The sequence below is a fragment of the Chitinophaga sp. NPDC101104 genome, assembly GCF_050277495.1.
GTDB lineage: Bacteria > Bacteroidota > Bacteroidia > Chitinophagales > Chitinophagaceae > Chitinophaga.
The window spans coordinates 483,995-497,594 of the sequence record NZ_JBNNSF010000002.1 but is presented as its reverse complement, the minus strand read 5'-3'; the positions used below and the strand labels follow the sequence as shown (position 1 = coordinate 497,594).

At 55.5% G+C, this 13,600-nt stretch carries 16 protein-coding genes; 8 read left to right on the top strand and 8 right to left on the bottom strand.

Annotated features, from left to right (window positions below):
- Positions 1-197 precede the first annotated feature (197 nt).
- Together ACQKLP_RS20680 and ACQKLP_RS20675 are read left to right on the top strand one after the other, a co-directional pair.
- A complete protein-coding gene (locus tag ACQKLP_RS20680; RefSeq protein WP_427324818.1) occupies positions 198-431 on the top strand; it encodes a hypothetical protein in 234 nt (77 codons plus the stop codon).
- On the top strand, positions 428-961 hold the full coding sequence (locus tag ACQKLP_RS20675; protein ID WP_427324817.1) for a hypothetical protein: 534 nt from the start codon (positions 428-430) through the stop codon (positions 959-961). Before ACQKLP_RS20680 ends, ACQKLP_RS20675 begins: the two co-directional genes overlap by 4 nt.
- 219 nt (positions 962-1,180) lie before the next feature.
- Here the strand turns inward: ACQKLP_RS20675 and ACQKLP_RS20670 are convergent, their stop codons facing one another.
- A complete protein-coding gene (locus ACQKLP_RS20670) occupies positions 1,181-1,870 on the bottom strand; it encodes a hypothetical protein (RefSeq protein WP_427324816.1) in 690 nt (229 codons plus the stop codon).
- Positions 1,871-2,180: 310 nt separating this feature from the next.
- On the opposite strand from ACQKLP_RS20670, the gene pncB reads away from it, so the two are divergent.
- From pncB to ACQKLP_RS20640, 6 genes are all read left to right on the top strand, one after another.
- Positions 2,181-3,359, top strand: a complete 1,179-nt coding sequence (gene pncB, locus ACQKLP_RS20665; RefSeq protein ID WP_427324815.1) for a nicotinate phosphoribosyltransferase — start codon at positions 2,181-2,183, stop codon at positions 3,357-3,359.
- 11 nt (positions 3,360-3,370) lie between these two features.
- Positions 3,371-4,003, top strand: coding sequence for a Crp/Fnr family transcriptional regulator (locus ACQKLP_RS20660; protein ID WP_427324814.1), 633 nt, complete (start codon positions 3,371-3,373; stop codon positions 4,001-4,003).
- Positions 4,004-4,070: 67 nt separating this feature from the next.
- The gene (locus ACQKLP_RS20655; RefSeq protein WP_427324812.1) at positions 4,071-4,853 is read left to right on the top strand and encodes a sulfite exporter TauE/SafE family protein; all 783 of its coding nucleotides are present in this window, start codon (positions 4,071-4,073) and stop codon (positions 4,851-4,853) included.
- Positions 4,850-5,413 (top strand): YeeE/YedE family protein, encoded by a 564-nt coding sequence (locus ACQKLP_RS20650; protein ID WP_427324811.1) that lies wholly within the window; start codon positions 4,850-4,852, stop codon positions 5,411-5,413. Before ACQKLP_RS20655 ends, ACQKLP_RS20650 begins: the two co-directional genes overlap by 4 nt.
- 12 nt (positions 5,414-5,425) lie before the next feature.
- Positions 5,426-5,836 carry a DUF6691 family protein gene (locus ACQKLP_RS20645; protein WP_427324810.1) on the top strand — a complete coding sequence of 137 codons (411 nt, stop codon included), beginning with the start codon at positions 5,426-5,428 and terminating at the stop codon, positions 5,834-5,836.
- Between the two features lie 131 nt (positions 5,837-5,967).
- The gene (locus tag ACQKLP_RS20640; RefSeq protein ID WP_427324809.1) at positions 5,968-7,287 is read left to right on the top strand and encodes an MBL fold metallo-hydrolase; all 1,320 of its coding nucleotides are present in this window, start codon (positions 5,968-5,970) and stop codon (positions 7,285-7,287) included.
- 53 nt (positions 7,288-7,340) lie between these two features.
- Here the strand turns inward: ACQKLP_RS20640 and ACQKLP_RS20635 are convergent, their stop codons facing one another.
- From ACQKLP_RS20635 to ACQKLP_RS20605, 7 genes are all read right to left on the bottom strand, one after another.
- Positions 7,341-8,924 carry a hypothetical protein gene (locus tag ACQKLP_RS20635; RefSeq protein ID WP_427324808.1) on the bottom strand — a complete coding sequence of 528 codons (1,584 nt, stop codon included), beginning with the start codon at positions 8,922-8,924 and terminating at the stop codon, positions 7,341-7,343.
- A 101-nt stretch (positions 8,925-9,025) separates the two neighbouring features.
- Positions 9,026-9,313, bottom strand: coding sequence for a DUF3175 domain-containing protein (locus ACQKLP_RS20630; RefSeq protein WP_427324807.1), 288 nt, complete (start codon positions 9,311-9,313; stop codon positions 9,026-9,028).
- An 84-nt stretch (positions 9,314-9,397) separates the two neighbouring features.
- The gene (locus ACQKLP_RS20625; RefSeq protein WP_427324806.1) at positions 9,398-10,756 is read right to left on the bottom strand and encodes an acyl-CoA dehydrogenase family protein; all 1,359 of its coding nucleotides are present in this window, start codon (positions 10,754-10,756) and stop codon (positions 9,398-9,400) included.
- A gap of 56 nt (positions 10,757-10,812) precedes the next feature.
- Positions 10,813-11,502, bottom strand: coding sequence for an NADAR family protein (locus ACQKLP_RS20620; protein ID WP_427324805.1), 690 nt, complete (start codon positions 11,500-11,502; stop codon positions 10,813-10,815).
- 23 nt (positions 11,503-11,525) lie between these two features.
- Complete coding sequence (locus tag ACQKLP_RS20615; protein WP_427324804.1) at positions 11,526-11,984, bottom strand: OsmC family protein; 459 nt, start codon at positions 11,982-11,984, stop codon at positions 11,526-11,528.
- A 26-nt stretch (positions 11,985-12,010) separates the two neighbouring features.
- Positions 12,011-12,505 (bottom strand): hypothetical protein, encoded by a 495-nt coding sequence (locus ACQKLP_RS20610; protein WP_427324803.1) that lies wholly within the window; start codon positions 12,503-12,505, stop codon positions 12,011-12,013.
- A 3-nt stretch (positions 12,506-12,508) separates the two neighbouring features.
- A complete protein-coding gene (locus ACQKLP_RS20605) occupies positions 12,509-13,594 on the bottom strand; it encodes an amidohydrolase family protein (protein WP_427324802.1) in 1,086 nt (361 codons plus the stop codon).
- Between the last annotated feature and the right edge of the window lie 6 nt (positions 13,595-13,600).

The window sequence follows — 13,600 nt, the reverse complement described above, 5'->3', positions numbered from 1 at the left end:
TACGCTCCCCGGTAAAGGGTGCGGGAGATATGCTGCCAGTAATTCCGGGGCCACGGCGGACCCGAGTTGCAAAAATAATACCTGATTTACAGGGATTTATACTTTTTCCGGAAAATGCGTGGAAATACGTGGCGGAGACATGGGCAGGATGAACAAATCCCGCCCCGGGTTGTAATGTAATAAACCAAATATCCCCCATGTCAGCATCAATGCCGCGCGAATCCTCCGAAAATATCGTTCCACGCGGGGCCATCGCGTTTTCCGCCCTGTTGATCTTCATCGGGCCCGTTATGTGGTCCGGCATCTGTTTCGTGATGCTGGCCTGTTCTTACAACTTCACCTTCATGCTCGCTTACCTGCTGCTCTGCATGGTGATCGTGCTAAAAAGCATCGGGAAAAAGCTGCATGAAGGGAACGGACCTGTATCATGAAACGCAATACCCGCCTTGCCATATCGCTCCTGCTGATTGCGGGAGGTTCCCTCATCTGGTACCTGTACGGATACCGGCAGCGGCTGCTGTATGACGTGGCGGCGCTGTTGATGATAACCGGAGGATGGCTCCTGCTGGGGTTCCTGTGCTTTGGGTCGCTGTGGCAGCGCGGCGACGCGCGGTATCAGCCTGACCGGCGGAACTGGCTCCGGGGGCGGAAACTGTTGCTGGTGGGCGGTATTGCGGTGCTGATCGGCGGAAACGCTATTTGGGCCGACAAGGCGTCTGACCGGCTGACGGCGTCCTGGCTGCGGGGGCCGTTGCAGCGGGCGACGGCTACGGTGCTGGAAGTGCGGTTATTACATGGGTCGGAGCAATATTTTTATGAAACGCGGGTCCGTTACCAGGCCGGCGCCCGCGAGATGCGGGAAATGTTTACCAGCTCCCGGCATTACAATCCCGGGGATAGCCTGTCGGTTTATTATGCGGCCGGTCACCCGGAGGTGTTCCGGGTGGAGGGGCAGAGATGACGGCTGAAGGGCCTGAGGCTACGGTTTATGGGAAAATTTGCGGTGGCCGGGCGGAAAGGGCGCAAGTTTGTGCCAAATGAGAAAGACATGCTGATATTGATGATAGTCCTGGGCGTGAGGGGTTGGAGGAAAAAGAACGCCCATCGCTTCAAACATCGTTGACCCCAGCTGAAAAAAATCTTCGCCCGAAAAAATTTCTGATTTGATATTCTGCTACATTCATCGCGATCTGTTCTTTGAAATGATTGTGATGAGTACTACGTAGGAAAGCAGTATGAACTGCAGCGATGCATTGAAAACCAAAACGCCTCTCCAACTTAGTCCAGTTGGTCTACCTAAAAGGAAAAACAGGTGAATCATTGTGACGATAACAACCAATGCAGCAAACCATACAAAACTTGCCAACATTTTTCCCAGGAAAGATCCCCGTCTTTTTGTTATCGCCCTTGCTATAGTCATTATTCCTACAACCAGGAAAATGCCTATAGAAGAAATTATTAACGTAAAATCATTAATTATGGATGACGTAATTGATTTGGCAATCGTCCTTCCGATTGTCTTGTTAGGAGTAAGCTTGTTTTTTGTGGATGTCGATGATCCACCGGCACCGTTTAAGTGGTTCATCAGGAAAAAGTAACTATCCACCAGCACCGGTTCCTCCTGCAGCAGCTCTTCCCGAAGGGCTGCTGCTTTTGCTTTTCCAATACTGTCAGTTTCCGGATCAGTGATCATAGCCGTCAATTCATGCAAGCCGTTCATTTTGTGCTGTAACCGATAGTAATACGTAAATTTCAACGTATCATTTACAAACAATACTATTCCAATCATGAACATCATCGTAAAAATCCGCTGCTCTATTGGTTTTTCGGAATCCAGGTAATACTTCGCGAACGTATCTATCGTATCCATTTCGAGTAGCTATTTGCAGGTTATCAAACAAAATATCACTGCAATGATATTTGTGAATCCATTTGAAAAAATTTTCGGCTGCAATTATTTTTTTCGAACCGATCCAAAATAACCGTAGCCAACATCCCCTCTCCCAGACATCCCGAAATTTCCGTAACTTCATATCCACCCCAAAACCCTCATCCAATGGCTACCCCAACCCACGCAACGGGGCCTGCATCCTCTAAGGCGGCAAAACCCTTCTTCGGAAAAAAGAAAGACAAATAGCCCGGCGAAACATTCTGCCCCCCGGCAGCGTTATTTCTTCACTATGCTATCTTCGATCCTCGACAACGACTTCTACAAGTTCACCATGCAGCAGGGCGTTATCCGGCTGTTCCCGTACGCCCGCGCGCGTTACCGCTTCATCAACCGCGGCCGGCATGCCTTTCCGCCCGGCTTCGCCGATGCGCTCCGGAAAGCGGTAGACGAAATGGCCGGCCTGCAGCTCACCCGAAAGGAAAAACATTTCCTCCAGCTCACCTGCCCTTACCTCGACCCCGTGTACCTCGATTTCCTGGAAGGCTATCGGTACAACCCGGAAGAAGTACATATTTCGCAGGATGGCGACCAGCTGGAAGTGGGCGTGGAAGGGCTCTGGTACCGAACCATTTTGTGGGAAGTGCCCGTGATGTCGCTCATTTGCGAGCTGTTTTACACGCTTGGCCACGCAGAAAGGATCTCCAACGACGCCATTGTCGAAAATACCCGGCAAAAAATCGAACGGTACCGGAATCTGGGCGTTACGGTCGCGGATTTCGGGACGCGGCGTAGATATTCGTACAAAGTGCACAAGCTGGTGGTGGAAGCGTTGAAGGAATTCGGGACCGGTTCCTTCATCGGCACCAGCAACGTTCACCTCGCGATGATGTTCCAGACAAAACCCATCGGCACGCACGCGCATGAATGGTTCATGTTCCACGCCGCCCGGTTCGGCTTCAAAATGTCGAACGCGACGGGTTTGCAGAATTGGGTGGACGTTTACCGCGGCGACCTCGGCATCGCGCTGTCAGACACTTATACCACCGACGTTTTCCTCAGCCAGTTCGATAAAATGTACTCCAAACTGTTTGACGGCGTACGGCACGATAGCGGCGACCCGCTCGAATTTGCGGACAAAGTGATCCGGCATTACCGGAAAATGGGCATCGACCCCCTCAGCAAAACCATCATTTTTTCCGATGGCCTCAACGTGGATAAAGTGGCGCGGATCGCGGAGCATTGCAGGGGCAGGATCGGGATGTCGTTCGGGATCGGGACCAGTCTCACCAACGACGCCGGCCCCGCAGCCATGAACATCGTCATCAAAATGACGGCTACCAGTCCGCATAACGGCGAATGGACGGAAGTCGTGAAACTTTCCGACGAGCCGGGCAAATATACCGGCAGCGCGGAAATGATCCGCCAGGCGAAACTGGTGCTGGGCATCGATGACGCACAAAATGCGTAAATTGGGGGATGATGATGGACACACGTGCTTTTCTGGACGCCCATTTTCCGCAGTTCGAGCCGGAATTGAAAGCGGAACTGGCGGAAATCGCAGAGATCAGGAACATCCCCGCAGGAGAAACCCTCATGCGCACGGGCCAAAATATCCGCTCCACTGTATTGGTAGCCGAAGGCCGGCTGAAACTCTACCGCGAAGGGCACGACGAAGGCGAGATCTTCATGTATTACCTCGAGCCCGGAAACGCCTGCGCCCTTTCCATGGTATGCGGCCAGCAGCAGGAAACCAGCGGCGTCATGCTCAAAGCCATCGAAGACAGTACCGTGATCCTCGTCCCGGTGAAATTCATGGAAAATTTCATGCAGCGGTACAAGGGCTGGTATAATTTCGTGGTGGAAACTTACCGCGAACGGTTCGAAGAGCTCCTCACCCTCATCGATCACATCGCCTTCCGCGCCATGGACGAGCGCCTGGTGTATTACCTCGGCAACCAGCGCGAGAAACTCGGCACTTCCAAACTCCACATCACCCATAGCGAGATCGCTACAGACCTCCACTCTTCCCGCGAAGTGATCAGCCGGCTGCTGAAAAAACTCGAGCAGCAGGGCAAAGTCAAATTACACCGCCAATACATCGAGATGTTGTAACGGTGACCTGGGTCACCATCGGTGCCGCCTCCGTTCCGGACATTTGCAGGATCAAAACAGCACCTGCATGGAATGGACGGGCTACATAGCGGCAATACTCATCGGCATCTCCCTGGGGCTCACGGGCAGCGGGGGCTCCATCCTGACCATGCCCGTACTCGTGTACCTTTTCAGGCTGGAGCCGGCCCTGGCTACCACCTATTCCCTTTTTATCGTGGGCAGCACCAGTCTTGCCGGTGCGGCGGGCAGCTACCGTCGGCGGGAGATTTCCGTGGCCACCGGTTTGCTCTTCGGCATATCCAGCGTGGCGGCCGTATTGCTGACCCGGCACTTTTTGCTCCCCGCCATTCCCGCAACGCTTTTCACATCCGGTAGTTTTACCCTTTCCCGCGACATGGCCATGATGCTGCTGCTTTCCGCGCTCATGCTGGCCGCTGCGTGGTCCATGATCCGTGGCAAGGCGCAGGGAACGGACACGCCGCTCCCCGGAAAATGGTTGCTTCTACTTTACGGTGCCGGTACCGGCCTGGTAACGGGGCTCCTGGGCGCGGGAGGCGGCTTCCTGCTCATCCCGGCGCTGGTGAACCTGCTGAAGATGCCCATGCGCACCGCTGCCGGCACCAGTCTTTTCATCATCGCGCTGAATTCACTGGCGGGGTTCGCGGGGGACGTGGGGCATTTCGAGCTGCAATGGCCGCTGCTGCTCACGCTTTCCGCCCTGGCGCTCGTTGGCATGGCCCTGGGCACAAGGATATCGCAACGCATATCAACGACGGGCCTTCGAAAAGGGTTCGGCTGGTTCGTGCTGGCGATGGCCGTATTCATCATTTTTAAAGAACTCAACACATGATAGCATTTCTCCAACAACCATGGCCATGGTATGTGGCCGGGCCGCTGATCGGCCTCCTCGTGCCGGCGTTACTGCTGACGGGCAACAAAACCTTCGGCATCAGTTCCAACTTCCGGCACATCTGCGCCGCATGCGCGCCGGCCAACATTTCCTTCTTCCGGTACAATTGGAAAAAAGAATCCTGGAACCTCATTTTCGCACTGGGCATCCTCGCCGGCGGCTACGTTGCGGCGCAGTGGCTCGGCAACGGACAGCCTGCCAGCATCCATCCGGCGCTGGCCGCGGAATTGAGCCAATACGGCGTGCATCCCGAAGCGGCGATCGTTCCCGCTTCGCTGTTCGGCATCGACCAGATCTTCACCTTGAGAGGATTGATTTTAATGGTAGGAGGCGGACTGCTCGTGGGTTTCGGCACCCGTTACGCCGGCGGCTGCACGAGCGGGCATTCGATCATGGGCCTGTCCAGCCTGCAATGGCCGTCGCTGGTGGCTACCATCGCGTTCATGGCCGGGGGCTTCCTCATGGCGAATCTCATCCTTCCCTATTTACTCGCATTATAAACTTCTGATAGCATGAAATATTTGAAATACCTCTTATTCGGCATCCTCTTCGGCATCGTGCTCGTAAAAGCGGAAATGATCAGCTGGTTCCGCATCCAGGAAATGTTCCGGATGCAATCGTTCCACATGTACGGCATCATCGGGAGCGCCGTGGCCACGGGTATGTTGTCTGTCTGGCTCATCCGCCGGTTCAACATCAAAACCATCCACGGCGAAACGGTCGTGATCCCGGATAAGCAATTCAACAAAGGACAGATTTACGGCGGCCTGCTGTTCGGCCTCGGCTGGGCAATGACGGGCGCCTGCCCAGGCCCCCTGTTCGCACAGGCCGGCACCGGCGCGGCGGCAGTGGGCGTCACCATCCTGGCGGCCATCGCCGGGACCTGGCTCTATGGCCGCTTCCGGGAGAAACTGCCACATTGACTGCGGTATGAAATCAGTCGGGACGATGACGGCCGTCAATGCACAGGCTACGGATTTGGAAGACCTTTGCATGGTGACCGCAGTCACCGTACCAGCCAGGAACTATTCCGAAATTTGTAAAAACGAAAGCAATGAAAATCAGACAATTCGAAGATAAAGCACTCGCACATTTCTCTTACGCCATCACGGGCCCCGAAGGTACCGTGCTGGTAGATCCGGGGCGCGACCCGCTTCCTTACCTGGAATACGCTGCGGCCGAAGGTTCCAACATCACCGGCATCATCGAAACGCATCCACATGCCGATTTCGTGAGCTGCCACCTGGAACTGCACAAGGCCATGGGCGCCACGGTCTATTGTTCCCGCATCCTCGAAGCCACTTATCCGCATACCACATTCGATAACGGCGATACCATTTCCCTCGGCGGAGGCGCCGTGCTGAAGGCCCTCAACACACCTGGCCACTCGCCAGACAGCATCAGCATCGTGCTCGAAGAAAACGGCCAACCCACCGCCGTGTTCACGGGAGACACCCTGTTCATCGGCGATTGCGGCCGGCCAGACCTCCGCGAGAAAACCGGTAAGGTTTCCGCCAAACGCGAAGCCCTCGCCAAAGACATGTACCACAGTCTACGCAAACAACTGATGACCCTGCCCGACGAGGTGGTAATTTACCCCGCGCACGGCTCGGGATCCCTCTGCGGAAAAAACCTGTCGTCAGCCACCAGCGCCACTATCGGCGAACAAAAACAAACGAACTGGTCGCTGCAGGAGATGTCGGAAGCCGAATTCACGGAAGCCCTGCTTTCCGAGCAGCCCTTCATCCCGAAGTACTTCCCATACGACGTTTCCATCAACCGCAAAGGCGCGGAAGACCTGGAAACCGCCATCAAAAAAGTACCCGGCTGCGCGCAATCCAACGCCGTTGTGATCGACACGCGACCGGAAAATATATTCAAGCAGGGCCACATTCCCGGGGCTATCAACCTGCAGGACGGCGGCAAGTTCGAAACCTGGCTGGGCAGCATTGTGACGCCCGATGAGCCGTATGTGCTCCTCGCCGGCGACGCCGCCAGCCTCGACGCCCTCATCCGCAGGACCGCCAAAATCGGATACGAATCCTTCATCGCCGGTACCGGCATCGCACAGGGAGGCACCGCCGTAACGCCCGCGCTGGATGTGGAATCGTTCCGCGCGCATCCGGAAAACTATACGATCGTGGATGTCCGCAATGCTTCAGAAACCGCCGCAGGCCTACTTTTCCCCGGCGCCATCACCATTCCGCTGCATCAGCTCCGTGAAAGAACGGCAGAGATACCCGCAGGCAAACCCATCGTGGTACATTGCGCCGGCGGATACCGCAGCGCGGCCGGCAGCAGCATCGTAGCCGCGGCCCTTCCCGAAGCCATGGTATTCGATCTCGGGGAAACCGTAAAAACATTTCAGGGCTAAACGCCCGTACGCATCAGGTTAAGTCGGGCTGGCTCATTTGGGCCGGCCCTTTTTTATCGCTCCATGAAATCTTTCACGAACCGGTAACCGTTTTCGAAGAAGAGATTTTCCGCGAATTGCGCCACATCGAGATCGTCGCACCATGCAGATGCGTCTTCCAATTGCGACAGGTACACTTTGAACTCGTTGCGGATGGTACGTTTGAGGCGTTCCATATCGCGCACGCCGGGCATGGTGATGAATGGATTGATGAGACCGTCGAAATCGCTGCCGATGGTGATGTGACGGATGGACGTATCCAGCGGAATGCCCGCCCGCAGGCAGGTTTGGAGGAAATGTTTCAGGTGGAGGAAAATGTGGTCGTAGTACCAGCGTTCCAGCATCCCCTGTTCTTCCCAATTCTTCTTCAAACGCGCCACGGTCAGGCAATGATCGGCATCCACCTTGCTGCGGTATTTGCCGAGATCGATCTGCAATTCGTCCCACTCCGCCAGGGAAATAAAATCCGTATCCACCACAAAATCGCCGTCCAGCCGGCCGTCTACGTCCGCATCGAAGGGATCGACGTAGCCGAGGATGCGCCGGTCCATCGATAGCCCGATCATGCCGCCGTGGCTGACGATCCAGGCGATCTCTTCGTCGAAAAGGTTGATGGTGGACATGTTGAAAGTGGGCGTACAAATGGGCGAAGGCATACTTTCCGCCGACAGCGTTTTCGCCATTTCCACGCGCACCACGGGCCCTTCCGCCCTTATCAGCGCGGCGTATTCCGGCCAGACTTCGAACGGGATGCCCGTAAAGCCCGCATGCGAGCAAAGCAGCGGCACAGGGGAATGGAGCGGCGTATCGCCCTCCCCGTCTACCGCCCGCATGAGATCGCGGCGCGATTTGTAGCTCATATGTTTGAGATCGGGATGGATGCCACGGTCGAACAGCGCCTGCGCCACCGCGTACCCGTCTGGTTCCATGCCGTTGCCCGTCGGGAAAAACGGTTTGGGATCGGTGAGCTGGATGCCGAACGCATGGTTGCAGAGGCTGGATTGCTGCATGTGCGTGAGGTTGACGGCCAGGATGGGCAGGCCCCGCGCCAGGAGCTGGTCGAGGTTACCGACGATCTCGCTGACCGGGAAAAATTGCCCGTTGCCCGTCCGGTTCACGCTGTCTACGAACGAATGGCATCCTTCCACCACGAAGAAAATATTGATCCGGTCGGTGCGGAGGCCGTTGGCAAAGGTGTCGCGCGTCACCACGTTGAAAATATCGCTGTTATCGAGATAGGCGTTGAGGGTGCGGTTGATGAGGAAATCGGTGTAGGCTTTGTATTCGTTGCGGACGATCTTTTTGAGCAGCGGCTCCGACAATTTGTGCTGCGAACCCGCGCGGAGGTGTTGCCGGAGGGGAATGACCTCCGCGGCCAGGTAGCTTTCCATACTGTACAGCACGATCCCCAGGAGCACGCCTTCGGCGTAATTACCCAGTTGCGAGGGATGGATCTGCGACTGGATGATGTTGGGAATGTCCGTACACTGCGATTGCAGGACTTTCACCTCGTTCCGCCCGAGCATATCGGTGACGGTCCCGGATTCGCTGAACAGCTGTTTGAGGATGGGATGGGTGTGAAAATCAAAGTATTGCATGATAGTGGGGTTTGACGGGGTTATAGGAACAACGATACGCGGCTGGCGGTGCGTGAAATGGGGCTATGCTTCAGTAAACGTAAGTTAAGGAATTTTTACATTCAGGCGGGCTCGCGGCCGAAAGCGGCGCGCAGGCTGTTTTTGGCGTCTTCCAGCACCCGGCGCTGCTTTGCTTCGAGTTTTCTGCCGGCGCGGTTGATGAAAAAGGTGAGCATGGACATGGCGGAGCGGAAAGGGCTTGATTTGCGGCGGTTGCTTTTTTCCGCCGAGCGCTTCAGCGAAGCGGCGATTTTATCGGGATCGGAGGATTCGAATATCCCGGGTTCCAGATCAAGCGCATCGCTTCGCCGCATGACGCCGGCAGACCACTTTTTCTTTTGCTTTGCCATACCCGGAAAGCCTCAAAAAACCGGCCACTAAAAAAACAGCCGGCGCCAATATGACGCCGGCGTGATAATTAAGGGTTAGTAAAGCTATACGAATGCGCTGAATCCGGTGATGGCCCGGCCTACGATGAGGGAATTGATTTCCTTGGTGCCTTCGTAGGAATAGATCGCTTCCGCGTCGGCCACGAAGCGCGCCACGTTATGTTCGAGCAATATGCCGTTGCCGCCCATGACTTCCCGTGCGCGGCTCACGATGTCGCGCGTGCGGAGGGAACAGAATACTTTTGCGAGCGAGGCGTGCTCGTCTTTGAGCAAGCCCTGGTCCTGCAACTCCGACAATCTGAATACGAGCGACTGCATGGCGGTGAGGTTGCTAAGCATTTCCACGAGGTGGTTCTGGATGAGCTGGAACGAAGCGATGGGCCGGCCGAACTGTTTCCTTTTCCGGGTGTAGGCGAGGGCGTTCTCGTAGGCGCCGCGGGCGCAGCCCACGGCCATCCAGGCCACGCCGGCGCGGGTCATCTGGAGCACGCGGGCGGTATCTTTGAAGGAATTGGCGTTTTGGAGGCGGTCTTTTTCTTCCACCACGCAGTTATCGAGAGTGATGAGCCCGTTCTGCACGATGCGGAGGGCCATTTTGCCTTTGATCTTATCGACATTGAAGCCTGGCGTGCCCTTGCGCACGAGGAACCCTTTCACTTCGCCGTCTCCCAGGTCTTTGGCCCAGATCACGGTAACGTCGGCGAAGGGGGCGTTGCCGATCCATTTCTTCTGGCCGTTGAGTACCCATCCGTCGGCCGTGCGCTGCGCGGTAACGGTGAGGCCTCCCGCCGCGCCGGAGCCCACTTCGGGCTCCGTGAGGCCGAACGCGCCGATGGTCTTGAACTGCTGCATGCCGGGGAGCCATTCCTGCTTCTGTTCTTCCGAACCGCACAGGTAAATGGAGCCCATGGCAAGGCCGCTCTGCACACCGAAGAAAGTGGCGATGCTCGCATCTACCCTTCCCATTTCCATGGCGATGATGCCTTCCATGAGGAACGATTTGCCGGGGCAACCGTATCCCTGGTAGGTGAGGCCGCAAACGTTCAGCTCCGCGAACTTGGGGATCACTTCATGCGGGAACTCGTCGTGCAGCCAGTAATTATTGACGATCGGCGCAATTTCGCGCTCCATGAATTCGCGGACTTTGAGCTGAAGGGCTCGGTCTTCTTCGCTCAGGCGCAGGTGCAATTCGTAAAAATCTGCATTGATTTCCGGCAGCACTTTTTCCTTCTTCCCGCCTTCCATCATCTTCATTAAACCTTTCAACTGCTTGTCGTCCAGTTTGGAAAACCCTTCCATTACCTTCTGCAGATCCACTTTCTTCGAGAGTTTGTTCAATTGGTCGAAGTCGATGGATTTGAACAGGCGGTAGGCCTGCCGGATCTTTTCCAGTGTTCCTGCCATGATATTTTTTATTTACAATTTACGCAATTAAGATGGGTATCGCGGGGCCGGTTGTGTCACAACGTTTCCTCCGAACCGGATTCACCGTCTTCCCACTCGCCTCCGATCTGCGGATCATCATCATAAAATCCTTTCCAGTTCCTGATTTCAGGAAAACGCGCCCGATATGCCGCCTGATCGGTTTGGTCGAAATGTGCCGCCCATTCCATAATGAAACTCTCGCCCCATCCCATTCTCCAGAACATATCCGCCATTTCCGTGCCGGGAAAAGCGATCCATGGCGGCAATATAAAATCCGGGTCATCTGAGTACGCGCGCAATTCATCCCGCACTTTCATCAACAATGTCCCTAACCGGTTCCTGCCGCTGCCGTCTCCTCCATCCGCCCAATAGCTATCGTTCTCCGTATGCTCGATCAGCAAGGCGTCTCCGGTTCCCATGAGCAGTTTCCACAATTCAGGATGCTGCATGAATTTATGCCGGAGTGCTTTTTCCATGTATTCTTCTTTCACATTTTCCCAATCGGGCCGAAGGTTATGCGTTGGTTTCCGGCCTTCTTCGGCTACGTCGCCAGGCGCTTCGATCATGCGCAGCATTTCTTTCACTTCCGGATCATGAAATTTGGCCGCCTGAAAATAATGCTCGGTGGTTCGCCAGATGAAGGCACCGATCAACACGGGAAAGGGAGCGAAATTGGAGAATTCGCCCCATGGCTCGTTTACCCGGTAAAATTTTATCTCGGTCATTTAGGTATGGGATTGATGCGGGTTTATATTTCCTGGCGCAGGATCATTTCCTCTGAAAACGCCTCTCCCCCGTTGATCTCCGTCCGGATCACCAACGTACCTTCCAGCATTTTCGAAATGGGGCAGGCTTTCGCGATCTGGAGGAGCCTTCCCTTTTGTTCTTCGTCGGCGTCGGGATGGAAATACACGTCGCGGTCGATGACGGAGATGAGCTGGCCGTCGCTCACGCGTTGCGCCATGTTGCAGTTGACGGTGATGGTAGGGATGTCCCAACCCTTGCGGTCGATATACATCCGCAAAGTAGCCAGGGTACAGGATGCGAGGGAAGACAGGAAAAGCGTGAAAGGGTCCGGGCCGGTGTCTTGCCCGCCCGTTTTTTCAGGTTCATCTGCGATGAAGGTCCCGTTCCGCCATTCGATCACGCAGCGGTATTTCACTTCCCCGATGGTGCCGCGCACCGGTTTTTCCATTTTGTACTGCATGCTGCAATGTACGGTTTATACAGCAGTTACAAGCGCCGCCAGGCTTCCGCAATTTGTGGCGGCAGAACGGTCCCCGGGGAGCAGGCCAGCTCCACCGGGCCTTCATCCACCATGGAGATTTTAATGAACGGGGGAAGACCTTGCTCGGTAAATGCGTCGTTATTGATGGTTTGCGGCAAGGATTCCGGTTCTTCCGTAAAAAAATATACCATGATGTTCACGAACGAAAGAGAAGCCCGTACCAGGGCATCATAGAACTCAGTTCCGTCCGGAATGGGAAAAAAACCGACGGAGATATATTCATACCCGGTCTTCAATTCATACAACTGCTCCTGGAACATGCATAATGGGAAAATATCATCTGACGTACCTCCTTCCGATGCAGTGAAATGCAGTACCTTGCCCGCAATCGTCCTGCATTGCCGGTAAATGTCCGCCAACCGGGCCCTGTCTTCCACCACCCGGTAGTCAAACCATCCGAGCGTCCTGTAAAACGTCGGTGCTGCTTGCCAATGCTTCATATCTCAATCCGGGAATTGCGTTTTATCGATTTTGGGCAGGATGCGGAGGGCGTTTTTGTAGTATACCTTTTTGAGGATATTATCCGGCAGGTTGAGGCCGTACATGCGCCAGAACGCGTGGTATTTCTTGTGATAGGGGAAATATTCGTCCCCGGTTTCCAGCACGCGGAAATAGGTGGCATATTCTTCCGGCACCCAGGAATCTTTCCCGAAGAGGATCCTGTCCTGGTACTTCTCGAAAAACGCGCGCGCCATTTTGGGCTGACGGCCCAGTTCGGCGATCACGGCCCCGAATTCCACCACGATGTTGGGCATATCGTCCATCAGCTGGGAAAGTTTGGCCAGATCGTTGGCGTACCAGCCGAAGTGCGCGTCGATGAACGTGGTTTTCGGATGCTTTTTGAACATCCGGTGCTGCTCGGCAATGAGCGTTTCCCAGGGCGCGGGATCGTTGGGACCGCGTTTGCGGCCGGGATGGGTCACGATTTCCAGCCAGCGCTCGTTGTGCTCGTCTACCGGGTCCCAGAAGGGTTTGGGATCGGCGGTGTGGATCAGTACGGGAATTTTCAGCTCGCCGCATTTGGCCCAAATCGCGTCCAGCCGGGGATCGTCGACCTTCACGCGGTTGCCTTTATTATCTTTCACGCTGAGGCCGAGGTTCTTGAAAACCTTCAGCCCACCCGCGCCTTCGCGCACATCCTGTTCCAGTTGCGCCACGGCTTTGGCCGTCCATCCCTCCTCCCCGATCCCATTGAAATTAATGTTGTGGAACACGAGGAAACGCTTCGGCGCGCTGGCTTTGATGTTATCCGTCATGGCTTTCAGCCCGCTGCCGCTGCCGCCGCTGAGGTTGACCATCACGCGCATATTGAGCTTGTCCATGGCGCTGGTCAGGTTCCCGAGCGATGCGGAGCCCATGTTCCATTGATGGTTATGCACATCGACGAAGGGGAATTTGGCGCGCGACAGCGGATGTTCGGGTACTTTCAGCGTGGACACGGGATCGTACTTTTCGAAATCCATTTTCTGCTGCGCGATGGCGGCGGCGGAGCACAGGAGGCAACCGGCGAGGGCATAAGTTCTGAGCATAAGCGT